Source organism: Streptomyces sp. NPDC048481 (assembly GCF_043200075.1).
In the GTDB taxonomy this organism is placed as follows: domain Bacteria; phylum Actinomycetota; class Actinomycetes; order Streptomycetales; family Streptomycetaceae; genus Streptomyces.
On record NZ_JBICXC010000021.1, the window covers coordinates 1 to 22726 of the forward strand.

Annotated in this window: 20 protein-coding genes; 7 read left to right on the forward strand and 13 right to left on the reverse strand. The window is 74.9% G+C overall.

All coding sequences use genetic code 11. The features are described 5' to 3' along the window. The 3 genes from ACGFSH_RS33925 to ACGFSH_RS33935 form a co-directional block, all read right to left on the reverse strand. Window positions 1–185: LacI family DNA-binding transcriptional regulator (locus ACGFSH_RS33925; protein ID WP_393355393.1), on the reverse strand; the 185-nt coding region annotated here is incomplete at its 3' end. Between the two features lie 10 nt (window positions 186–195). Continuing rightward, window positions 196–1332, reverse strand: coding sequence for an NAD(P)-dependent alcohol dehydrogenase (locus ACGFSH_RS33930; protein WP_393355395.1), 1137 nt, complete (start codon window positions 1330–1332; stop codon window positions 196–198). Window positions 1333–1408: 76 nt separating this feature from the next. Continuing rightward, a complete protein-coding gene (locus ACGFSH_RS33935; RefSeq protein WP_393355397.1) occupies window positions 1409–1762 on the reverse strand; it encodes an ArsR/SmtB family transcription factor in 354 nt (117 codons plus the stop codon). Between the two features lie 137 nt (window positions 1763–1899). Here ACGFSH_RS33935 and ACGFSH_RS33940 point away from each other — a divergent pair, with 137 nt between their 5' ends. Then, the gene (locus tag ACGFSH_RS33940) at window positions 1900–2880 is read left to right on the forward strand and encodes a zinc-binding alcohol dehydrogenase family protein (protein ID WP_393355400.1); all 981 of its coding nucleotides are present in this window, start codon (window positions 1900–1902) and stop codon (window positions 2878–2880) included. A 46-nt stretch (window positions 2881–2926) separates the two neighbouring features. On the opposite strand, the gene ACGFSH_RS33945 is transcribed toward ACGFSH_RS33940, so the two are convergent. The 3 genes from ACGFSH_RS33945 to ACGFSH_RS33955 all read right to left on the reverse strand — a co-directional run bounded on the left by ACGFSH_RS33945 (window position 2927) and on the right by ACGFSH_RS33955 (window position 7004). Continuing rightward, window positions 2927–3427 carry a GNAT family N-acetyltransferase gene (locus ACGFSH_RS33945; RefSeq protein WP_393355403.1) on the reverse strand — a complete coding sequence of 167 codons (501 nt, stop codon included), beginning with the start codon at window positions 3425–3427 and terminating at the stop codon, window positions 2927–2929. 709 nt (window positions 3428–4136) lie between these two features. Further along, window positions 4137–5324, reverse strand: a complete 1188-nt coding sequence (locus ACGFSH_RS33950; protein WP_393355406.1) for a cytochrome P450 — start codon at window positions 5322–5324, stop codon at window positions 4137–4139. Between the two features lie 162 nt (window positions 5325–5486). Then, window positions 5487–7004: a hypothetical protein gene (locus ACGFSH_RS33955; RefSeq protein WP_393355408.1), complete on the reverse strand. Its 1518-nt coding sequence runs from the start codon at window positions 7002–7004 to the stop codon at window positions 5487–5489. A 351-nt stretch (window positions 7005–7355) separates the two neighbouring features. Here ACGFSH_RS33955 and ACGFSH_RS33960 point away from each other — a divergent pair, with 351 nt between their 5' ends. Next, entirely contained in the window at window positions 7356–7928 is a 573-nt protein-coding gene (locus ACGFSH_RS33960) for a dihydrofolate reductase family protein (RefSeq protein ID WP_393355411.1), read from the forward strand. Window positions 7929–8052: 124 nt separating this feature from the next. Then, a complete protein-coding gene (locus ACGFSH_RS33965) occupies window positions 8053–8715 on the forward strand; it encodes an ANTAR domain-containing protein (protein WP_393355436.1) in 663 nt (220 codons plus the stop codon). A gap of 184 nt (window positions 8716–8899) precedes the next feature. Here ACGFSH_RS33965 and ACGFSH_RS33970 read toward each other — a convergent pair whose 3' ends face one another. From ACGFSH_RS33970 to ACGFSH_RS33980, 3 genes are read right to left on the reverse strand one after another with little or no spacing between them, the layout of a single operon-like run. Further along, on the reverse strand, window positions 8900–9274 hold the full coding sequence (locus ACGFSH_RS33970) for an STAS domain-containing protein (RefSeq protein ID WP_393355413.1): 375 nt from the start codon (window positions 9272–9274) through the stop codon (window positions 8900–8902). Further along, window positions 9271–10578 carry a PP2C family protein-serine/threonine phosphatase gene (locus tag ACGFSH_RS33975; protein ID WP_393355415.1) on the reverse strand — a complete coding sequence of 436 codons (1308 nt, stop codon included), beginning with the start codon at window positions 10576–10578 and terminating at the stop codon, window positions 9271–9273. Before ACGFSH_RS33975 ends, ACGFSH_RS33970 begins: the two co-directional genes overlap by 4 nt. Then, complete coding sequence (locus ACGFSH_RS33980; protein ID WP_393355417.1) at window positions 10578–11381, reverse strand: alpha/beta fold hydrolase; 804 nt, start codon at window positions 11379–11381, stop codon at window positions 10578–10580. Before ACGFSH_RS33980 ends, ACGFSH_RS33975 begins: the two co-directional genes overlap by 1 nt. Window positions 11382–11689: 308 nt before the next feature. Here ACGFSH_RS33980 and ACGFSH_RS33985 point away from each other — a divergent pair, with 308 nt between their 5' ends. After that, on the forward strand, window positions 11690–12166 hold the full coding sequence (locus ACGFSH_RS33985; RefSeq protein WP_393355419.1) for a DUF2243 domain-containing protein: 477 nt from the start codon (window positions 11690–11692) through the stop codon (window positions 12164–12166). Continuing rightward, a complete protein-coding gene (locus ACGFSH_RS33990; RefSeq protein ID WP_393355421.1) occupies window positions 12163–13002 on the forward strand; it encodes a cytochrome c oxidase assembly protein in 840 nt (279 codons plus the stop codon). Before ACGFSH_RS33985 ends, ACGFSH_RS33990 begins: the two co-directional genes overlap by 4 nt. A gap of 395 nt (window positions 13003–13397) precedes the next feature. Here ACGFSH_RS33990 and ACGFSH_RS33995 read toward each other — a convergent pair whose 3' ends face one another. From ACGFSH_RS33995 to ACGFSH_RS34005, 3 genes are all read right to left on the reverse strand, one after another. After that, window positions 13398–15707 (reverse strand): S9 family peptidase, encoded by a 2310-nt coding sequence (locus tag ACGFSH_RS33995; protein WP_393355423.1) that lies wholly within the window; start codon window positions 15705–15707, stop codon window positions 13398–13400. Continuing rightward, entirely contained in the window at window positions 15680–17464 is a 1785-nt protein-coding gene (locus ACGFSH_RS34000; RefSeq protein ID WP_393355425.1) for an N-acetylglutaminylglutamine amidotransferase, read from the reverse strand. The genes ACGFSH_RS33995 and ACGFSH_RS34000 overlap by 28 nt, the downstream gene beginning before the upstream one ends. Window positions 17465–17588: 124 nt before the next feature. Beyond that, window positions 17589–18767, reverse strand: a complete 1179-nt coding sequence (locus tag ACGFSH_RS34005; protein WP_393355439.1) for a glutamate--cysteine ligase — start codon at window positions 18765–18767, stop codon at window positions 17589–17591. A gap of 536 nt (window positions 18768–19303) precedes the next feature. Between ACGFSH_RS34005 and ACGFSH_RS34010 the strand changes: the two genes are divergently transcribed. Both ACGFSH_RS34010 and ACGFSH_RS34015 read left to right on the forward strand, forming a co-directional pair. After that, window positions 19304–20638: a cytochrome P450 gene (locus ACGFSH_RS34010; protein WP_393355427.1), complete on the forward strand. Its 1335-nt coding sequence runs from the start codon at window positions 19304–19306 to the stop codon at window positions 20636–20638. After that, window positions 20635–20871 carry a hypothetical protein gene (locus tag ACGFSH_RS34015; protein ID WP_393355430.1) on the forward strand — a complete coding sequence of 79 codons (237 nt, stop codon included), beginning with the start codon at window positions 20635–20637 and terminating at the stop codon, window positions 20869–20871. The genes ACGFSH_RS34010 and ACGFSH_RS34015 overlap by 4 nt, the downstream gene beginning before the upstream one ends. A gap of 60 nt (window positions 20872–20931) precedes the next feature. Here the strand turns inward: ACGFSH_RS34015 and ACGFSH_RS34020 are convergent, their stop codons facing one another. Next, window positions 20932–22557, reverse strand: coding sequence for a SpoIIE family protein phosphatase (locus ACGFSH_RS34020; protein WP_393355433.1), 1626 nt, complete (start codon window positions 22555–22557; stop codon window positions 20932–20934). Window positions 22558–22726: the final 169 nt, after the last annotated feature.

Consider the following 22726-nt stretch of genomic DNA (forward strand, 5'->3'; position numbering starts at 1 on the left):
CCGATCGTGCTGGTCCGCCCGTTCGCCAGCGCCCGCGCACTCGCATTGGGCCGATAGTCCAGCTCGTCGATCACCTGCTGGATCCTGCGACGCGTCTCCTGCGACACCGGACGCTTCCCGCTCAGGGCATACGACACGGTGCTCCGCGAGACACCGGCCCGCCGGGCGATCTCACCGATGTTCACGAAACACTCCTCACCGGGATCCGGGACGGGCCGATGCACGGCCCGGGACGGCGGAAGCGGCGCGAGGCGTCGTCGCGCCCGGCAGGGTGACGACGATCTTGCCGAAGTGCCCGCCGCCTTCGAGGTGGCGCAATGCGTCCTGGACCCGCTCGGCCGGGTGGACGGAGTCGATCACGGGGGTGATGCCGTGTTCGTCGACGAAGGCCGCCAGCTCTTCGAGCATCTCCAGGGAGCCGGTCTCGATGCCGTGGACGGTGACGTTCCTGGTGACGAACCGGTAGACGTCGATGTTCGCCTCGCGTCCGGCGATGAGGCCGATGAAGCTGATGCTGCCGCCCACCTTGACCGCCTCCAGCGAGCGGTTCAGGTTGTCGCCGCCGACGGTCTCGACGACATGGTCCACGCCCTCGCCGCCGGTCATCCGCAGGACCTCCGCCGCGAGGTCCTCGGTGCGCCGGTAGTTGACCGTGCGGTCGACGCCGAGAGCGCGGAGCCTGTCGAGCTTCTCGTCGCTGCCGGAGGTGACGACGGGGGTCGCGCCCAGGGCGAGCGTCAACTGCGCGGCGAACAGGGCGACTCCGCCGGTGCCGTGGACGAGCACCGTCTCGCCGGGCCGGACCCGGCTGCGGCGCCCGACGGCGTGCCAGGCGGTCACCCCGGCGACGGGCAGCGTGGCCGCGTGCACGTCGTCCAGGCTCTGTGCGGTGCGCACCGCCTCGTCCTGTTCGACGAGGACGTATTCGGCGAGCATGCCGCGGTTGACCGGCCCGCCGACCGGTGACACATAGGTGTCCTCGGTGAGCGGACCCGACCGCCACCGGGGCAGGAACCCGGCCGAGACCCGGTCGCCCGGCTGCCAGCGGGTCACCGCGGAGCCGACCGCGGCGACGGAGCCGACGCCGTCGGAGACGGGCACCACGTCCCGGTCGGGCGACCAGTGGTCGACGCCGCCCACCACCAGCAGGTCGCGGTAGTTGAGCGACACGGCCGCCATCTTCACCAGCACCTCGGTCGGACCGGGCTCCGGTACGGGCACGCGGACCGCGGACAGCCGGTCGATGCCGTCGCCCCGTGTCGTCCACGCCGTCATCGTCCGGGGTGTTCCGGGTGCGGCGGCGTCCGCGGGGGTGTGGGCTTGTCCAGGCACGTGTGCGTCCACCGTTCGTTCGTGTCGTCCAGGGTCGTCCGGCGCGCACCGCGCCGGTGCGGGTGCGGGTGCGCCGTCACCCACGGGCGTCGGCGACGTCGTCCGCCAGGAGCAGGGCGAGCAGTCCGGGGAAGCGCGCCTCGAACTCCTCGCGCCGCAGCCGGTTGAGCCGTTTCGGGCCCTCGTCGCGCTGCTCCACCAGGCCGGCGCCGCGCAGTACCGAGAAGTGGTGGCTGAGCGCCGCCTTGCCGACGGGCACGTCGAAACTACCGCAACTGCGCGTCCAGTCAGGGGAGTTCGCCAGTTCGCGGATCAGCGTGATGCGCACGGGGTCGGACACCGCGGACAGCGCCGTGAGCACGGACACCTCCTCGGGATCCGTGTGCACGGGGGCCGCGCGGTGCGAACCGCCCGCCACGTCCTTCGCCATGACCCTCCCGTCGCCGCCTGCCACCGGCCGTGCGACTCACGGAACGCCCCGGCCGGTTGTCGAGTGTTCGATGGATATCATACAGTCCTGGTGTTCGCTTTCCATTGAACACTCTTCGAAGGGTGCGGTGATCCGCCATGCGCGCGATCGAGTTCCAGGAGTACGGCGGCCCCGAGGTGCTGCGGCTCGTCCGGGCCGCGACGCCCGAGCCCGGACCCGGCCAGGTCACCGTCGACGCCGCTTACGCCGGCGTGAACTTCGCCGACCTCAAGGCACGCGCCGAGGGATACCGGGTGCCGTCGCTGCCGTTCCGGCCCGGTCTGGAGGTCTCCGGCCGGATCCGGGCCGTCGGCGAGGGCGTGCGGGGGCTGCGGCCCGGGCAGCAGGTGGCCGCACTGGTGGACGGCGGGGCCTACGCGGAGGTGGTCGTCGCCGACGCCGTCACCGTCTTCCCGCTTCCCGCGGGCCTGGACCTGCGCACCGCGGCCGCCCTCCCCACGGTGGTGCCGACCGCGCACGCCCTGGTCCACGAGGTCGGGCGGCTGCGGGCCGGCGAGAGCGTGCTGGTGCAGGGCGCGGCGGGCGGCGTCGGCACGGTGGCCGGGCAGCTGGCGAGGGCGGCGGGCGCGGGCGCCGTGTACGGGGTGGTGTCCTCGGCGGCCAAGGCCGGGCACGCACTCGCGCACGGCTACGACGAGGTGTTCACCGGCGACGCCTTCGCCGACGACGTCCGCCGCGCCACCGGCGGCCGGGGAGTCGACCTCGTCCTCGATCCGGTGGGCGGCGACACTCTGCGCCGCGGCCTGGACGCGCTGGCCGTCTTCGGACGCCTGGTGTCATTCGGCAACGCGAGCGGGGCCGAGCCGTGGCAGATCGGGCAGCCCGAGCTGTACGCACGGAGCCTGTCCGTCGGCGGCTTCTCCATCCTGACGCTCGCGCGGTCCGCGCCGGACGCGCTGCGCTCGCTCGCCGAGCGCTCCTTGCGCACCGTCTCGGACGGCGGCGTGAGCCTGCCGGTCACCGCGGAGTTCGCGCTGGCGGACGCCGCCGAGGCGCACCGGCTCATGGGCGGGCGCACCTCGACGGGAAAACTGCTGCTGCGCGTCGCCGGGGAGTGAGGGCCGGCCACCGGGGCCCGCGAGGCGCGGCGTGCCGGGGCGGCGCTCAGATCGCGCGCTGCATGCAGACCAGCCGCTCGCGCTCGTCCCAGGACTCGGTGACGGTGAAGCCGAAGCGCTCGTACAGCGAGACGGCCTCGGTGCGCCATGCCCACACCGAGAGCCGCACCGCGCTCGTGCCGTCGGCCGCGGCGGCCGCGAGCGCGGCACGCAGCAGCGCGGAGGCGATGCCACGGCCCCGGTGCTCCGGGTCGGTCCACAGCCGCTTGATCTCCGAGCGGCCGTCGGCGGGCGCGGTCAGCACGAGGCACCCCACGGCGACGCCGCCGTCCAGGGCCGTCAGCACGACGTCGTCGGCGAACGCGGTCCCCGGGTCCGAGATCTCCGCCCGGTAGCGGTCCGGCAGCGCGTCCACACCGGTGACGGCCTCGCCCTTCTCGGTCTGCGTCCGCAGGTGGTAGGCCGCCAGAAGCGCGGCGAACCCGTCCTCGGCGGCAGCGTCCCGGCCCGGCCGGCGGACGACGGCCACCTCTCTTCCCTCAGTCATGGCCCCAGCATCACATGCGGGCGCCGGCCCTTCGCCGGGCGTGCGGCCCGCCCACGAGGTCACCGCGCGTCACCCGTGCCGGTGACGCGCCGCCAGGTCGGCACCGGGGGCGCGGCTCGGCCGCCACCCTGGGACCATGCGCCGTCCTCTCGCCCTCGCCGCCGTCCTGACGGCCGTCCTCCTCGCTGGAGGCTGTGTCTCCCTCCCTGCCGGATCCCCGCCGCCGCCCCGCCCGGCCCCGGCCGCCGCCCGCATGCCCTCCCCGGTGGCGGACCCCGGGCAGGCTCCCGCCCTCAGCGCGCTCGTCGACACGGCCTCCGGTGCGACACCGCCTCCGCCCGCCCGCCACCGGTCCGGCACTCCGCGGCGGCCCGCGGGCGGGAGCGACGCGGGGCGCCGGCCACCGCGCGCCCAGTCACCGGTCGGGCCGCGCAGCGGTGTGGCGCCGGCCCGTCCCGGGCGGCCCCGGTCCGCCGCGCCGGCCGGACCGCGCCGCCACGCCGGGCGCCCGGCACGGCCCGCCCGCCCGCGCGAGGCCCGGCCGCGGCAGCCGCAGCGCCGGCCGCGGCCCACGTACGACCTGCGCACCGTGTGCGGCTGGTCCCACCGGTCGCCCGTGCCGGCCTCCGTCCGAGGGCTGTGCGACGCTTACGTCGGCTGAGCCGGGCCCACGCCCGCGCGGACCGGCCCGGCGTGAGGAGGCCGGGCGTCAGGCCGGCTTCCTCGCCACCAGCCGGAGGGGGATTTCGGTGTACGTGTTGAGGATCGTGTTCTCGGCGATCACCGGATCGCCGGTGAGTTCGACGCGTTCGACGGAGTCCAGCAGCGCGTGGACGAAGGCGTGCAGCTCCACACGGGCGGCGCCCTGGCCGACGCAGTTGTGCACGCCGTAGCCGAATCCGAGGTGGTCGAGCGGGTTGCGGCGCAGGTCGAATGCGTCCGCACGCTCCCACTTGCGTTCGTCGCGGTTCGCGGAGGCGAACAGGGCCCATATGCGCGCGCCTTGCGGGACGCTCACGCCGCCCAGCTCCGTGTCGCGCGACGCGAGCCGGGTGAGCCCGCGTACCGGGGTCTCCAGCCTGAGCACCTCGTTGACCGCCGAGGCGACCAGCCCGGGTTCGGCGCGCAGCGCGTCCCACTGGGCGGGGTGCTCGGCGAAGGCCACGAGCAGATGCCCGATCGCCGCGGCGGTCGTCTCCAGTGACGGGCCGATGAAGTCCACCAGCAGGAGCGGGCACTTCTCCTCGGCGATGACACCCCGGTCGGCCGCCTCGAGCATGGCGGCTCCCGGACTGCCGGGCGCGAGTTCCCGGTTCGCCGCCAGCTCGTGGGCGAACGCGAACAGACGCCGGGTCATCTCCGCGTTGTGCGGGGTGCGTTCCGAGGCAGGGCCCAGCAGGTCGTTGCCCACCTGCCCCCATGCGTAGAGGTGTTCGCGGTTGCGTTCGGGCAGGCCGAGGTAGTCGGGGATGACGAGCATCGGCAGCGCCTGGGCCAGAGCGGTGACGCCGTCGACCTCGCCCTCGGCCACGGCCCGGGCGACCAGATCGCGCGCCTTGCGTGCGATCTCCTCCCCGCGGGCCCGCAGCGGACCGGGGCGCAGGCCCGCGCCGACGACGGAGCGCAGCACGCCGTGCTCGGGCGGGTCGCTGACCAGCGTGACGCCCCGCATGAGTTGGTTGACCCCGGGATCGAATCCCACGCCCTCGCCGGAGACGAAGGTCTCGTGGTCGCCGAGCGCCGCCTTCACCTCGTCGTAGCGCGCAACCGCGTACACGTCGGGGTCGCGCAGCCGGACGACGCCGCCCATGTCCCGCAGGAGCCGGTACTGCTCGTGGCGCGTGCGCCGGTCCGAGGTGGCGAACATGTCGATCTCCGCCATGGGGGCGACGGCCACGGGTTCCTCCTGGAGCCACTGACGGCGCCGGCCGGTCCCGACCGTCAACACGCCGCACGCTTCTGCTGGTTCGTCCGAACCGGCCATCCTGATCTTGCTCGGCGCGAGCGGCCGCAAAACCGGTGGCGGCGGCCGTCGCCCCGCCGAACGCGGAGGGGCCGCTCACGCCCCAAAGAGCAGGCCCTCGACGGCGGCGCGGGGCAGCGACGGGTTGGCGGCCGCCGCCTCCGCCACGCTCGGGTCGGGGTCGTCGAGCAGTTCCACGACGACCGCCGGCGGGAGTGCCGCACGGCCGGCGGCGACCGGCCTCGCCCGCCTGTCCTTCAGACACGCGAGCAGGGCGCCGGGCGTGGCGTCCGGATGCACGGCGATCTCGCGGAGCGCCTTCGGCACGGGCGGATCGTGCCGGGCCAGATGCTCCAGCAGAGCCGGCCCGGCGTCCGGGTTGGCCGCCACCGCGACGAGGACCCGGGCCCCGTGCCGGTCGGTCATGGCGCGCAGGCGCGTCTCGGTGAGGCCCGGGTGCGAGGCGACCGACCTGACCACCTTGGCGTCCGGGTCCTCGGCCAGCCGGTCACGGATCTCCGGCGGCAGGTCGCGGCGCCGGGCCAGGAGCATGCGGACGGCCGCGCTCGGCGAGCGCGCCAGCAGCAGGACCTCGTCGGGGGTGGCGGCCGCGATGCGCGGGAGCAGGGTCGGACCGATCCTGACGGAGTCGGCGAGCCGCGCGATGATGTCGAGCGCCAGTCGCGGGTTGTGGGCGAGCCCGCGCCGCACGTCGGGGTCGCGGTCGCCGGCCAGGGTGCGCGTCGCGGCGGCGTCGATCGCGGGGTTCGCGGCCACGTCGGCGCGGACGCCGGGAAGGGGATCCGCGGCGAGCCCGCGGTACACGGGAGCGGGCAGGTCGGGGCGGGCGGCGAGCGCCCGGCGCAGCAGCATCGAGGGATGGTCCGCGAAGCCGGCGACGGCCTCGGCGGGCGTCGCCGGGTTGCGCAGGGCCGCCCACCGTATGTCGTGCACCGCGGACTCGTGGGACCCGTCGCAGGAGGCGCCCGGCGGCAGGGTGCAGTCGGGACGCGCGCAGTTCCGGTCGTGCACGAACGGCGTGGCCTCCTGGTCGCAGACCGCGCAGCGGAGCACCGGCGGCAGGCCGTGTCCGGTGACGAGCGCCGCGAGCACGTCCGGCGGCGTTGCCTCGTTGGCGGCCGCCGAGCGGCGCACCTCGGCGTGCGGATGGCGCGCGAGCCCGGCGATGACCCCGGACGTGGGCCACAGCGCCAGTTCGGCGACGACGCACACCTGCGGATCCGCGGCCAGCGTCTGCACGACGTCGGCCGGGAGGCCGGGGCAGGCGGCCAGTTTCTCCCGGTGGGCGGGGTCCGCGTCCGCCGCGAGGAGACGCGCCCAGTGCGGCGCGCCCGCACTCTCGTCGAGCAGGGCGAGCGCGACGTCCGGCCGCGCGACGGGATCGACGTCGGCGGCGGTCAGCCGGCCCGCGTACGCGAGCTGCACCCCGCACTCCGGCGCCCGCGCGAAGAGGGCGAGCGCCTGCGCGCGGGCGAGGTCCGGACGGTCGGCCAGGCGCCAGGCGACCTCGGCGTCCGCGATCTCGATCAGCCGGTCGACGGACTCGGGCGGGAGCGCGGGGTTGGCGGCGAGACCGCACAGGACGTGATCCACACGGGGCATCATGCCCGGCCCCCGGCCCGGCCGGCTCACCTTTTCGCGGCCGCCCGAGGGGTCGTGGAGGTCGGTGGGTCCGGCGGATCCGGTCCGATGCGCACGGGCATTCTGCGCGGGCGGCGGGGCGTGGAGTACGGCCGGGGGGCGGCCGGTCGGTCCGGTGGGCTCGGCCGGGCGCGCCCGGGGATGCCGGCGCCCGCGGCCGGTCGCCCGACGCTCCGGGGCGGCCGATGAGTTCCGGGCGGCACGGGAGTCGTAGATCATGGCGGGGCGCGGCGACCGCGCGATGCGGACGACCAGGCGCCGCCCCGTCCACCGAAGACCGGACACGAGACCCGAGGACCCACGATGCGCACCCTGATCAGCACCGCTTTCATCTCCCTCGACGGCGTGGTGGAGGCCCCGGGCGGCGAGCCCGGCTACCGCAATTCCGGCTGGACCTTCAAGGGCATCGAGTTCCTCCCCGAGGCGTTCGAGATCAAGGGCCGCGAGCAGCAGGAGGCCACCGCGATGCTCCTGGGCCGGACGAGTTACGAGGCGTTCAGCCCGGTGTGGCCCGGCATGCCGGAGTTCGCCGAGTACAAGGTGATGCCGAAGTACGTCGTCTCCACCACCCTGGGCGAGGACGACCTGGTGTCGGACTGGGGCGAGACGACGATCCTGCGCTCGCTGGACGACGTCGCCGCGCTGAAGGAGGGCGAGGGCGGCCCGATCATCGTCCACGGCAGCGCCTCCCTGAACCGTGCGCTGTCGGACGCCGGCCTGATCGACCGGTACCACCTGCTCGTCTTCCCCCTCCTGCTCGGGGCGGGCAAGCGGCTCTTCAGCGACACCGACAAGGACGCCCAGAAGCTGAGGCTGGTCGAGCACCAGGCGTATGCCAACGGGCTGCAGAAGAACGTCTTCGACGTCGTGCGCTGACGCCGCGCCGCCACTCTCGTGTAAGGACTCCCCGTATCGCCGCGTGGCAAGCTGGGCAGGAGGTGACCGATGGGGAGGCCTACCGGTGGAGGACAGCGTGGACTGGGGCCGGTTCGCCCGGCAGATGGCGTCGATGGCGAGGGATCTCCTGGCCCAGGAGTCGGTCGACGCCACACTGGAGCGGATCACCGCGTCGGCCACCGAACTGGTGGACGGGTGCGACGCGGCGGGCATCCTCGTGCTCCACGCCCGCAAGGTGGAGACGCTCGCCCCCACCGACGGGCTGGTCGTCGACAACGACCGGTTGCAGGGCGAACTGAGGGAAGGTCCCTGCTTCGACATCGCCCGGCGCGCCCACGGCGAGCGGGTCTTCCGCATCGCCGACCTCACCGGCGAGCAGCGGCGTTGGCCCGCCTACGCACCGGCGGCGCACGCGCTCGGGGTGGGCAGCATGATGGGCTTCCTGCTGTTCACCGACGACGAGGATCTCGGCGCGCTCAACCTCTACTCGCGCAAGGCCGGGGCGTTCACCGAGGCCGGCGAACTGGCCGGCTGGCTGCTCGCCTCGCACGCCGCGATCGCCTTCTCCAGCGCCCGCACCCAGGCCCAGATGGAACAGGCCGTCGCCACGCGCCACACCATCGGCGAGGCCATGGGCATCCTGATGGGCAGCCACCACCTCTCCGAGGACCAGGCGTTCGGCGTGCTGCGGCGCTACTCGCAGGAGAACAACGTCAAGTTGCGCGAGGTCGCCCGGCTGATCTGCGAGCAGGGCGGCCTGTCGTGAGCCGCCCCGGTGGGGCGGCTCCCCCGGCACACGGTCTGAACCAGAGAAGCCTGGGCCGGGTCAGCCCCATGGGAACGCCGCTGGGCCCGGCATACTCACCAAGTCCCCGGTCCCGGCCGCCTCACACCCCGGTCCGGGGACGGGCCCTCGGCGGGCTCGCCCGGAGGCGTCCCGGACCGCCGGGTCAGGCGCCGCCCGGCCCGGCGTCCCGGAGAGCCTCGGCGCACGACGGCGCCGCGGTCGCGGACCGCGCGTCGGGGTGGACGGCGAAGACCTGGTCGAGCCCGACGATGCGCAGGATGCGCAGGGTGTTGGCGGGGACGCCGGCCAGGGCGACGTCGGCCCCGGCGGCCGCCGCGTGGTTGCGGGCCGCGATCAGGGCGGTGATGCCGCTGGAGTCGCAGAACTCCAGGCGTGACAGGTCCAGCACCAGGCGCTGGCCGGCCTCCAGTGTCGTCCGGGCGACGCGTTCGCGCAGTTCGTGCGCCGTGCCGTAGTCGAGATCACCGACGATCTCGAGCACGGGACCGGTGGACGCGTCGCGGGCGGCGATCTTCACAGTCTTCCTCTCCGGTGGTCCGCGGCCGGGCCGGCCGGCACGGGGGTGCGGGGAACGCCGACGGCGAGCAGGGCGGTGTCGTCGTCGACCCCGTCCCCGAGGCTCTCCAGCAGGTCTGTCAGCGCGTCGACCATGCCCTGCGGCGACGCGGTCGCGTGGGCGGCGACGAAGTCGAGGAGGGCGCGGTCGCCGTACAGCTCGGCGCGGTCGGCTCCGGTGCGCGCCTCGGTCAGCCCGTCGGTGTAGAGGAGCAGCGTGTCACCGGGGCCGAGTGTGGTGGCGGCGGGGGTGAAGGACGCGTGCGGCAGCACGCCGACCAGGAGCCCTCCGGGAGTGGGCAGGAAGTCCGTGCCGCCGTCGCCGCGGATCACCAGGGCGGGCGGATGGCCGCCGGACGCCAGGCTGACGGCGACGCGCCCGGTCTGCGGGTCGGGGGTGAGGATCCCGAAGATCGCGGTGCAGTAGCGGGGGTCCCCGCCCGTGTAGCGCTCGTGCAGCACCGTGTTCAGGGTGGTGAGCGCGGTGACGGGGTCGGGATCGTGCAGGGCGGCGGCCCGCAGGGTGTAGCGGGTCAGGGAGGTGACAGCGGCGGCCTTGGGGCCCTTGCCGCACACGTCGCCGAGGAAGAACGCCCAGCGGGCGCCGTCGAGGGCGAAGAGGTCGTAGAAGTCGCCGCCGAGCCGGTCGGGAGCGGCGGTGTGGTAGTACGTGGCGGTTTCCACGCCCGGCACCGCCGGCAGGCCCGCGGGCAGCAGGGACTGCTGGAGCACGGCGAGGGCCTCCTGCAACCGGGCGCGGTCGGCCTCGGCCTGGCGGTGCGCGCGCTCCGCCTCCTGCTTGCGGCGCAGCAGCTCCTCCTCGTAGGCGCGGCGGTCGGAGGCGTCGAAGACGGTCGTGCGGATCAGCAGCGGCTCGCCCTCGCTGCCGTACTTGACCACGGAGGAGACCAGGACGGGCATGCGGCCGCCGTCGGCCTTCCTCATCTCGAGCGCGATGCCGTTGATCTCGCCCTTCATCTGGAGCATCGGCGCGAAGTGCGTCTCGTGGTAGAGCTTGCCGCCCACCGTGAGCAGGTCGGCGAACCGCTTGTGGCCCACCACGTGCCGGCGCTCCAGTCCCAGCCAGCCCAGCAGCGTGGCGTTGATCTTGGCGACGGTGCCGTCCATCAGCGTCGACAGGTATCCGCACGGCGCGGACTCGTACAGGTCCTCGACGCTGTCCTCCAGCAGGGCGCTGAACGCCGCGTCGGTCGAGGGGGCGTCCCGCGCCTCGCAGGGCTCCGGCAGGTCTCCTGAGGGGCACATCACCGCAGGCCGCGCAGGAAGGCGAGGATGGCGGCGTTGGTCTCCTGCGGCGCCGACAGCTGGGGGCAGTGCCCGGTGGCCCCCAGGGTCACCAGGGTGGAGCCGGGGATCCGGGCGTGCACATGGGCGCCGACCTCGCGCGGCGCGATGACGTCCTGGACGCATTCCAGGACCAGGGTCGGCACGGTGACGCTCCCGAGGTCGTCGCGGGAGTCGGACAGGAAGGTGGTCCGGGCGAAGACCCGGGCGATCTCCGGGTCGGTGGCGCAGAAGCTGTTGGTCAGCTCCTCGCCGAGTTCCGGGCGCTCGGGGTTGCCCATGATCACCGGCGCCATGGCGGCGGACCAGCCCAGGTAGTTCGACTCCAGGGACTCCAGCAGCTCGTCGATGTCCTCCGCGCTGAAGCCGCCGCGGTAGCCGTCGGAGTCGATGTAGCACGGCGACGGGGCCACCATCACCAGCGATCCGATCCGCTCCGGCGCGGCACGCGCGGCCAGCACTCCCACCATGGCGCTGACCGAGTGCCCGACCAGGACCGCGTCACGCAGGTCCAGTTCCTCGCAGACGTCGACGACGTCCTGGGCGTAGCCGGCGAGGGACGAGTACCGCTTCTCGTCCCAAGCGCTCAGCTCCGATCCGCCCGAGCCGACGTAGTCGAACAGCACGACGCGGTAGTGCTCCTCCAGAGCGGGGACGGTCAGACGCCACATGTTCTGGTCGCAGCCGAAGCCGTGCGCCAGCACCACCGTCGGTCCGTCGGTGCGGCCGGTGATCCGGATGTTGTTCCTGCGACGGATGTCCATACCAACCATCCTGCCATCCACGGCCGGGGACCTCCGCGGCCCGTCCCGCCCGCCGGCCTGCCGGGCAGCGGAGCGAGGGCGGCGCGACGGCGCGACGACGGCGGAGTGACCGCGCCCCGGCCGGGGTACCCGGGCCGCCCGCGTGAGCCGCCACCAGGAGCCTCGCGCGCAAGCGACGCACCACACCCGATCACGATGGGGAGGCCGGTCATGAGTGAACGGACGCCGTCCCGGGCCCAGCGCGCACCGCGACCCGGCGCGCGGACCGCCGGAACGCACGGCGCGGCCGGCGCCGCGACGGTGAGCGGATGAACGGGGTGCGGGAGGCCGCGCGGGACGGCCGGGGGCGGTCGACGGCGGTGTGCGCGCTGATCGGGGCGGCGGTGATGGCCGCGGTCGACGAGATCGTCTTCCACCAGATCCTGGCCTGGCATCACTTCTACGACCGGTCCACCACGGCCGTGGGCCTGCTGTCGGACGGGCTGCTGCACACGGCGGAGCTGCTGGCGCTCGTCGCCGGGTTCTTCCTGTTCGCCGATCTGCGCCGACGCCGGGACCTCTCGCCTCCCCACGCGTGGGCGGGATTCCTTCTCGGCCTGGGGGGCTTCCAGCTGTTCGACGGGCTCGTGGACCACAAGGTGCTGCGGGTGCACCAGATCCGCTACGGCGTCGACCTCGCGCCCTACGACCGGGCCTGGAACGCGGGCGGCCTGGTCCTGCTGGTCCTCGGCGGTGTGCTGGCGGTGATGGCGAACCGCCGGAGCCGGGGCGGGCCGGCCTCGTGACCCTCGCGCACGTCCACCCGGGGCCGGTTCCCGGAGCGGGCGGGGCGTTGGCCGTCCTGACCGTCCTGGCCGTACTGACCGTCACGGCCGCCGCGGTCGCCTACACGGCGGGCGCGGCGCGGCTGCGCGGCCGGGGAGACGGCTGGCCCCGGTGGCGGGACGCCCGGTTCGCCGCCGGGTGCTTCCTGCTCGTGTGGGCGGCGGTGGGCTCGCTGCCGGGCGGTCCGTTCACCGGGCACATGGTCCGGCACCTGTTCGTCGGCATGGCGGCCCCGCTGCTGCTGGTGTCCGCCCGCCCGGTGACGCTAGTCCTGCGCCGCCTGTCCCCCGGCCGGGTGCGCAGGGCGCTGGTGCGTCTCACGCACACGCGGGTCGTCGGCGCGCTCGTCTTCCCGCCGGTGGCCGCGGCGGTGGACGTCGGCGGCATGTGGCTGCTGTACCGGACGGGGCTGTTCGCGGCGGTGCACCGGCGTCCGCCGTACGACGCGCTGCTGCACGCGCATCTGCTGGCGGCCGGTCTGCTCTTCTCCTTCGCCCTGTGCCGGCTCGATCCGGTGCGCCGGCCGCGGAGCCTCGCCCTGCGCGGCGGCACGCTGCTGACGGCCGGGGCCGCCCACACCGTCCTGGCCAAGACCTTGTACGCCGCGGGACCGCCCGGCGCCGGCTTCGCCACGGCCGATCTGCACCAGGGGGCCAGGCTGATGTACTACGGCGGCGACGTGGTCGAGGCGGCCCTGGCCCTGGTGCTCGGGGCGGCCTGGCTGCGCGCGGCGGACCGGGCGCGCCGGCGCCGCTCGCACGCCCGCCGATGTGGGGCGGCGCGGTCCGTCGGCTGACTCACGGCCGCCTGAACGGACCGCCCGAGCCCCGGACACGGATCCGAGGGAGCCCGAGGGAGGCCGTGGGAGGCAGTGGCAGCTCGGGGAGGGCCCCCGGAGCTCCGGGGGCTCGTGGAAACAGCGGGCTCGGCGGACAGGCCGGGGCCGTGACCGGACGAAGGCGATCGACGGACGGTCATCCGCGAGCGACGGGCGGCCATCGGGGAGCGGTTGAGGTCATCGATCGATCAAAGAGGAACAAGGGGGAATAGAGCGCCGATCACGGGGTAGCCGGAGCCGGTCGGCAGGTGGCGGCGTGATGCCTGGGGAGGTCGAGCGCCGCCGCCTGCCTCTTGCCTTCCCCGGCCCGGCCCCGCTTCCTCCGGGCTCCGCCCGGCGCCGCGTGACGGGGCTCACCGGCGCAGATGGCGTTCCAGCCAGTCCGCGGCGCTGCGGCGGAACAGCCGGCGGTTCTCCGCCCGCAGGAAGTCGTGGCCCTCGTCGCGCAGGGTGAGCAGCTCGGCGGCGACGCCCCGCTCGCGGGCCGCGCGGACGAACTGCCGGGACTCCTGCACGGGCACGTTGGTGTCGTGCTCGCCGTGCACGGCGAGCACCGGGACCCGCAGCGCGTCGACGCGGCTCATCGGCGACAGGGCGCGCAGCAGCTCCCGGTCGCGCTCGGGGTGGCCGTACTTGTGCGCCGCCGACTCCGCGAGCCAGGGCTCGGTGCCCGCGAAGAACGTCAGGAGGTCGGACATGCCGCAGACCGCGACGCCGGTGCGGAACAGTTCCGGGTGCCACACGAGCGAGGCGAACGTGAGGTAGCCGCCGTAGGAGCGGCCCATCACGGCCAGCCGCGTCGGGTCGGCGGGGCCGGCCGTCACCGCGTGGGCCGCGCAGTCGGCCACGTCGTCCAGCGCGGCGAAGCGGCCGGCGCCCAGGTCGGCGTCGACGAACGAGCGGCCGTGGCCGGAGGAGCCGCGCACGTCGGGTGCGAACACGTCCAGGCCGCGCCCGGTCAGCTCGTGGTACAGCGGATGGAAGACCGGGCGTTCCTGCTCCTCGGGCCCGCCGTGCAGATGGATCACACAGGGCGCCGGCTCGCCCGCGGGGCGTCCGGGCGCGCGGTAGTACCAGCCGCTCAGCGGCAGGCCGTCGCGGGCCGTGAGCCGCAGCGGGACGGGCCGGACGGGCGGGCGGCCCGGGGCGACGGCGTCCTCGTCCTTCGACGACCAGGGGGTGCGCAGCAGGGACACGCCCTCGTGGGCCCACCACACGCCCGGCCGGCGCTGCGACCCGGACAGCGCCAGCAGCAGGCGTCCGGTGCCGGCCCCGCTGACACGGGTGACGACCTCGTGGGGCAGCGGCACCGGCCGGGCCGGTCCGGTGGCGTCGGGGGCGGGGCGCCGGCCGGCGTGCGGCGCCGGGGAGGTCTCGACGAGTTCCAGCTCGCTCGCGCCATGGGCGTTCCAGGCCAGGGCGACCGTGCGGCCGTCGTGGGCCAGGGAAAGCAGTTCGAGGTCGCTGTCCTGCCGTTCCGCGACGACGGACGTCCCGGCCGGGGCGCCCTCGCCGTCGAGGGCCACGGCGAGGAGCGCCGCGTACTCCCGGCCGGCGTTGCTGCGCAGCCACAGGGTGCGGCCGTCGGGTGAGAACCTGCCGATCCAGGGGTCTCCGTCGGCGACGGGCAGCGCGAAGGTCGTGGTGGAGTCGTCCGTGCGCCGCACCACCGCCTCGCGCCGGCCGCGCGGGCCCCGGCGCAGGAGCACGAACCGGCCGTCGCGGCTGAGGTCGCAGGCGCGCAGGGTGGCCGCGTGCGTCTCGGTGGTGAGCAGCACGGGCGAGGTGTGGCCGTCGGGGTCGATCAGGTACACCGACAGTCCGCCGTCGGCCCGTACGGCCGTCCCCGCGGCCGGGACGCCGCTCCTGCCGATGCCGTCCGGGCCCCCGCCTCCGTCCGCCTCCCCTCCCCCGGCCGGTGCTCCCGTGGCCGTCGCGGCGTCGTAGACGGCGCGGCCGAGGAGCGTGGCGTGACCGTCCCGGTCCGTCCAGCCGGCGGACGGGAGGGCGGCCTCGGGACGGCCGTCGCCGGGGGTGTGCTCCGGGGGCGGGCGCCCCGAGCCGTCGTCGAAGGGGCGTGCGGCGGGCGCGGAGACCGTGACGGCGAGGGCGGAGCCGTCGTGCGCCCAGCAGCCCAGGTGGGCGGTGCTGTCGGGGTCGGCGCCGGCCAGGACGCGCCGGCCGCTGCCGTCGGGCCGCACGCACAGCACGCGGGTGTGCTCGCCGCCGCCCGGTGCGGTGGTGTACGCGATCCAGCGGCCGTCCGGCGACCAGGAGACCTCGGCGACCGGGTCCGGCGAGGAGTCGAGCAGCCGCACCTCGCCGCCGCCGACCGGGCCCGCCCACATCTGGGGCACGCCGCCCCGGTCGCAGATGAAGGCGGCCTCGGCGCCGTCCGCGGCGGAGGAGGGGTACCAGCAGCCGTGCGAGCGCAGCCGGCTCACCGCGTCGCGCGGGCCGGCCGCGTCGGGCAGCGGCACGAGGGCCGGTGCGGCGGCGCACCCGGCGCTCCCCGCGTCGGCGTCCGGGGACGGCGGGTCCACGGGCCGGGTGAGGGCAGGACCGAACGTCAGCGCCCGGACGCCGCCGGGCGGGGCGGCGGGCGGCGCGCCGGTGCGGCCGGCGCGGTCGTCGGTCACCTGATTCCGTGCGTCTGCAGCCATATCTCCAGCAAAGCCGTCTGCCACAGGGCGTTCGCCCCGCGCTTGGTCCGGTGGTGGTCGGGCGCCGCGAGCAGTTCGTCGACGTAGGACTGCTGGAACAGCCCGCGTTCCTTCGCCTCGGGCGCCCGCAGCGCCTCGCGCACGCGCTCCAGGACGGGACCGGCCATGTGGCGGATGGCCGGGACCGGGAAGTAGCCCTTGGGGCGGTCGACGACCTCGCGTGGCAGGAGCTTGCGGCCGGCCTCCTTGAGGACGCCCTTGCCGCCGTCGGCGAGTTTGAGCTCGGGCGGGCAGGCGGCGGCCAGTTCCACCAGCTCGTGGTCGAGGAAGGGCACGCGGGCCTCCAGGCCCCAGGCCATGGTCATGTTGTCGACGCGCTTGACGGGGTCGTCGACCAGCATCACGTGTGTGTCGAGGCGCAGCGCCGCGTCCAGCGCGGTCTCGGCGCCGGGGACCGCCATGTGCTCGCGGACGAAGCGTCCCGAGACGTTCTCGGAGGGCAGCATGTGCGGCTGGAGGATGCGGGCGAAGTCGGCGTGCGGCCGGTCGAAGTACGTCTCGGCGTACTGCTCGGGTTCGTCCTCGCGGGCGGCCGCGGCCAGTTCCGGGTACCAGTGGTAGCCGGCGAACACCTCGTCGGCGCCCTGCCCGCTCTGCACGACCTTGACGTCCTTCGACACCTGCTCGGACAGCAGGTAGAAGGCGACCACGTCGTGGCTGGTCATCGGCTCGCTCATGGCGGCGATCGCCCCGTCCAGGGCGGTGGAGACCCGGTCGGAGGGCACCATGAGGCGGCGGTGGTCGGTGGCGAACTCGCGGGCCACGAGGTCCGAGTAGCGGAACTCGTCGCCCTCCTCCCCGCCCTCCGACTCGAATCCCACGCTGAACGTCATCAGGTCGCGCTGTCCCTCGTCGGCGAGCAGCGCCACGATCAGGCTGGAGTCCAGTCCGCCGGAGAGCAGGACGCCGACCTGGACGTCGGAGACCATGCGCCGCCGTACGGCGGTGCGCAGCCCCTCCAGCACGGCGTCGCGCCATTCGTTGGCGCCCATGCCGGCGTGCTCGGGGCGGCGTGTGTACGAGGGCTGCCAGTAGCGGTGGTCGCGGTGGGAGCCGTCCGGCTCGACGACCCGGACGGTGGCCGGGGGCAGTTTGCGCACGCCGTTGAGCACGGTGCGCGGCGGCGCGACCGTGGCGTGCCAGCTGAGGTACTGGTGGACGGCCGTCGGGTCGAGGGAGGTGTCCACGTCCCCGGCGGCGAGGAGGGCGGGCAGCGACGAGGCGAACCGCAAGCGGTCCGGCGTGCCGGACAGGTAGAGCGGCTTGATGCCGAGCCGGTCGCGGGCCAGCACCACGCGGCCGCTGCGCTGCTCGACGAGCGCGAAGGCGAACATGCCGTGGAAGTGCTGGACGCAGTCGGTTCCCCACTCCAGGTAGGCCTTGAGGACCACTTCGGTGTCGGACGTCGACTCGAAGCGGTGGCCGAGACCTCGCAGTTCGTCGCGCAGCTCGCGGTAGTTGTAGACGCAGCCGTTGAAGACGCCGGTGATCTCGCCGCTCGCGTCCGTCATCGGCTGGGCGCCCAGGTCGGACAGGTCGATGATCTTCAGACGGCGGTGTCCGAGGGCCACCGCGCCCCGTGTCCAGACGCCGTGGCCGTCGGGCCCCCGGTCGGCGAGACGTTCGCTCATGCGCTCGACGGCCGCCATATCAGGGCGTCGGCCGTCGAAGCGGATCTCTCCGCTCAGACCGCACATGGCGTACCGCCCCCTTTCCGCGGACAGGCGTGAGCCCGGGTCGTGCTGGTGGACATGACGAAGCCCTTTCTGAACGGTTCGTTGAGCGGGTGGGACACGGGTCCGCGGTCCGGCGGCGAGGCCGTCAGCGGCCGATGGCCTGGGTGACCGGGGGCAGCGTCCGAGGGCCGGCGGCGGGGCGGGAGCCGCCCGCGGGAACGGGCCGCGTGGCGCCGCGGTGCCCGCGTTCGCCGCGTGTCTCGGCGACGAGCATGTCGACGCAGGCCAGGAGGTCCTCCTCCTGGGCCGCGCGGCGGATGCGGCGGGCGGCGCTGCCGTCGGCGAGCGCCTGGTGCGCCAGGGTCCGCACGGTCTCCCAGTCGCCGTGCGCCTCCAGCGCGGGACGCAGCCGGACGAGGAGCTTGCGCAGCACCTGTTCCGCGGGCGCGTCCCGGTGGGTCTCCGGGTCCACGAGCGTTCCTTCGAGGCCGGAGCGGGCGGCCCGCCAGGCGGCGCCGCGCAGCCATTCGTGGCGGCCGTCGCAGTGCGGCTCTCGGCCGGCGGCCAGTTGCTCGCGCGCCTCGGTGACGAGGGCGCGGAAGAGGCCGGCGATGAGCACGACGGTCTCCGCGCGCGGGCAGGCGTCGCAGATGCGCAGTTCGAGGGTGCGCAGGTGGTCGGAGGGGCGGACGTCGTAGTAGATCATTCCGGCGTCGCTGATCACTCCGGCCCGGACGAAGTCCTGCACGGCGGCGTCGTACTCGGCGGCGTTCGCGTAGCACCCGGCCGGTCCGGCGGTGGGCCAGCGCTGCCAGAGCAGGGTCCGCCAGCTCGCGTACCCGGTGTCGGCGCCCTGCCAGAAGGGGGAGCTGGCGGAGAGGGCGAGGAGGACGGGCAGCCAGGGGGCCACCGTGCACATGGCGCGTACGGCTGTGTCCCGGTCCGGGACGTCCACGTGGACCTGTGCGCCGCAGATGAGCTGTTCGTCGGCGACCTTGCGGTATTCCTCGCTCATGTGGAGGTAGCGCGCGTCGGCGGTGGGGCGGGCCGAGGCTGCCGGGGCCAGCGGGGCGGTGCCCGCCGCCATCACGGCGAGCCCCGAGGAAGCGGCCGCCCGGTCTAGACGCCGTCTCGTCTCGGCGAGGTCTGCGTGGAGGTCGTCGAGGGACGTGTGCACACCGCTGTTGGACTCGACCGTGGACCGGTGCAGCTCGGTGGTGAAGGTCCGTTTGGGGAGCCGTCGCAGTACGGCGTCGGCGCGCGGCACCAGGCGCCCGCTCTCCACCTCCAGGACGTGGAACTCTTCTTCCACTCCGATACGCATACTCACGTTCGCTCCTCGGGATGTGCCCGAATGCCCGCCCAGCGGTCGGATCAGTGGTCGGACCCGTCTGCCGGGCGGATTCGGCGGCTGATTGCTCCGACCGAGTTCCCCACATACCGTCACATAATCTACGCAGTGCGCACGTCTGTCGCGACCGCTTCTCAGACGAGCGATCTTCGGGGAACCATGCGGAAAAGTCGCGTAGCCCCCTGCCCATGCACAGGTCGCGTAGCCCCTCCCCATGCGCAGGTGCGGTGTCCGTGCCCAGGTCCCGGATCCGGTTCCGGCCTCCCGGCACAGAGGCAGCCCGTACCGGTTTCCGCCGGGCCGGGCTGTCACGGCGTGCCCTACGGCATGGACCTCCCCCGCTCGCCCCCCGAGGGACCCCGGTCGCTCGCGACCGCGCTCGCCGCCATGCCCCACGGGTACCCCCCTCCCCCGTCGTTCGAATCGTCCTCACGCCCACCGATCGGTCCGCCGGCCCGATCGCGTCGCCGGCCCGTTTCCGGTCCCGGCCCCAGGGCACTCAGTGGCGCATGAACGACAGTCGCCGTCCTCCGATCGCCGACAGTTCCCTGGCCCTGCTCGCCAAGGGGTACGCCTGGCTGCCCGACCGCCGGCGCGGCACCCGTGGTCCCCTCGTGCGCACCCGCCTCATGGGACAGCACGCCGTGGCCCTGCACGGGCCCGAGGCCGTGCGCTTCTTCTACGACGAACGGCACGTGGAGCGCGCTTCCGCCCTGCCGGGGCCCGTGCTGAGCACGCTGTTCGGCCATGGCGCCGTCCACACCCTGGACGGGCCGGCGCACCGCGTGCGCAAGGGCATGTTCCTGTCCCTCCTCACCGGGCCGCGGGCGGTCGCCGCCCTGGTGGACTCCGCCGCCCGCGCGTGGGACGACGCCGCGGCGTCGTGGCCGGACCGCGCCTCGGTCCTGCTGTTCGACGAGGCGAGCAGGGTGCTCGCGGAGGGCGTCTGCCGCTGGGCCGGCGTTCCGGTGGTCGACGCCGGCCCGGTGGCCCGGGACCTGGTCGCCATGGTCGACGGCTTCGGCACGCCGGGACCGCGCCACTGGCGGGCGCGCCGTGCCCGCGCCCGCCGGGAGGAATGGCTGGGACGCCTGGTCCGGGACGTGCGGGCCCGGCACGTCACCGCGCCGTCCGGGTCGGCGCTGGACACGGTGGCCCGGCACCGGGACGCCGACGGACGGCTCCTCGACGCGCACACCGCCGCGGTCGAACTGCTCAACGTGATCCGCCCGACCGTCGCGGTCTGCTGGTTCGTCGCGTACGCGGCCCACGCGCTGCACCGGCGTCCCGAGCTGCGGGAACGGCTGCGGCGGGACGACTCCGCGTACGCGGTGGCCTTCGCCCACGAGGTGCGGCGCTTCTACCCCTTCGCCCCCTTCCTCGGCGGGCGGGCCGTCACCGATCTGGTGTGGCAGGGTGAACCGATCCCCTCCGGCGCGCTCGTCCTGCTCGACCTCTACGGACAGAACCACGACCCGGACCTCTGGGAGGCCCCCTACGCCTTCGAGCCCACGCGCTTCCTGGAGCGGCCGCCCGGACGCGACGACCTGGTCCCCCAGGGCGGCGGCGACCGCGCCGCGGGGCATCGCTGCCCGGGTGAGGACGTCACGATCGCCCTGCTCCAGGCCCTGGTCCCGCGCCTGGCCCGGCTGGACTACGACGTGCCCGATCAGGATCTGCGGATCCCGCTGAACCGGCTTCCGGCCCGGGTGTGCAGCGGGTTCGTCATGGAGGCGGTCCGCGCCGGCGACGCTCCGCCTCCCCCACGGCCCGGCGCAGCTCCCGGAGCCGGCGACGGCACGAGGACCGCGCCGACGGGAGCGGGGACGGGGAGGATCCGATGATCACCGGCGCCCAGGTCCGGGAACCGCTGGCGCGCGACGACGACCCCGTGCTGGTACTGGTGGAGGGCCGTGCCGAGGTCGTCCCCGAGAGCGAACCGGAATCGGCGTCGGGGCGCTGGCAAGGCGCGCTGCGGGTGGTGTCCGGGCGGGAGCTGAGGGAACGCGTGCCGCCGCTCCGGCGTCGGCCCGCGACCCGGACGCCCTGGCAGCGACCGTGCGCGCAGGGCGGCTGAGGGCGGCCGAGCAGCGCGGACGAAGGCCCGGTCGGCCGCCGCCCGTGCGCCACGCGCGCGTCAGCGGTCAGCTCGTGGGCGCTCGTCCGCGTCGGCCGGCGGCGGGGTGGGCGGCGCCTGGTCGAGGTGGAGCAGGAGGAGGGCGATGTCGTCGGTGCGCTGCCCGACCGCCTTGCTCTTCCTCAGCAGGTCGTCGATCAGCAGCTCCAGGTCACGGTCGTCCGCCGAGCCGAGGAGCCGTGCCAGTTCGGCGATGGAGTCGTCGAGGTCGACGCCCGGCGTCTCGACCAGGCCGTCGGTGTAGAAGGCCAGCGTCGCGCCCGGGGCGAGCGGGAACTCGGTGACGGGAAAGACGGCGTCGGGATCGATGCCGAGGAGAGGCCCAGGGACCAGGCCGACCGGCGCGGTGGCGCCGTCGGCGAGGCGGAGCAGGGGTGGCGGATGCCCGGCGCCGGCGAGGCTCACCCGGCCGCGGGCCAGGTCCAGATGGGCGTAGAGACAGCTGGTGAACAGGTCGGGCGCGAGGTCGGTGAGCAGCCGGTTGGTCCGGGCGAGCACCTGATCCGGTGACGCGCCCAGGGTGGCGTGGGCGTAGACGCCGGTGCGCACCTGCCCCATCAGGGCGGCGGCGGCCACGTTGTGCCCCTGTACGTCGCCGATGACCGCGGCGGCCGCCGTGTCGCCGAGCCGGATCAGGTCGTAGAAGTCCCCGCCGATGTCCATGCCCCGGGTGGCGGGCACATAGCGGGCCGCGACCCGCAGACCGGCGACGCGGGGAAGGGTGCGCGGGAGCAGCGCCTGCTGGAGGCCGTGGGCCAGCTCCAGCTTGGTGTCGTACAGGCTGGCCCGGTCCAGGGCCTGGGCGACCAGCCCGGCGAGGGATGTCAGCACGGCCCGTTCCTCGGACGGGAACGCGTGCGGCCGGTCGTAGGACAGGACGCAGCAGCCCACGGGACGTCCGGAGATGATCAGCGGCAGGAACGCCCAGGCCTGCTTGCCGCTGACCAGCGGCGCCTCGGGGTAGATGCGCCGCATCTCCCCCGGATCGGCGAAGAACGCGGGAATGCCGCTGCTCAGGGCCCGGCCGGCCGGTGTGAAGTCGGTGTCGAGCGGCAGTCCGTCCAGACGCTCGACGGTCTCCCGGCTGTACCCGCGGTGGCCGGTGATCCGCAGCCGGCCGGCGTCGGCCCGGGACAGCACCAGCCCCTGCGCGCCGAAGGCGGGCATGATCTGGTCGGCGACCAGGTCGATGACGTCCTGGACGCCGACGACCTCGGTGAGGGCGGCGGCCAGGTGGGTGAGCTGGTAGAGCCGTCCGGCGCGGGCCGGCGCCACGGACCCGGAGCGGACGGGCTCCGCGGGGGCCGGGGGCTGCTCGCCGCTGGGCAGGATGCGGGCGCTGATGCCGCTGGCGTCGGGATAGAGGTGGATGTCGAGCCAGCGGCCCGGCGGGCGGCACACCGTGAATGAGACGGGTTCTCGGCTGATCACCGCCGTCCGGTAGCGGTCCTCGTACGTCGGGTCGTCGAGCCAGCGCAGGGACTGCCACGGCAGCGTGCCGATCAGCAGCCCCGCGTCGCAGCCCAGCAGTTCGCAGGCGCCGGAGCTGATGTAGGTGAGGCGTCCTTCCAGGTCCAGCGAGCAGCTGCCGCCGGGCAGGCGCTCGGCGAAGTCGGCGGCGGCCATCGCCGGACCTCCCGTGCTGCCGGTCCCGGCGGTCACCACGCGCGGCCGGTCGCCGTCGGCCGGGCCGCGGGCCGCCCGGGGGGGGGCGGGGGCGGGGGGGGCGGGCCCCCCCCCCGCCCCCCCCCCCCCCCGCGCCCCGCCGGCGGCCCCCCCCCCCGCGGGCGCGTGG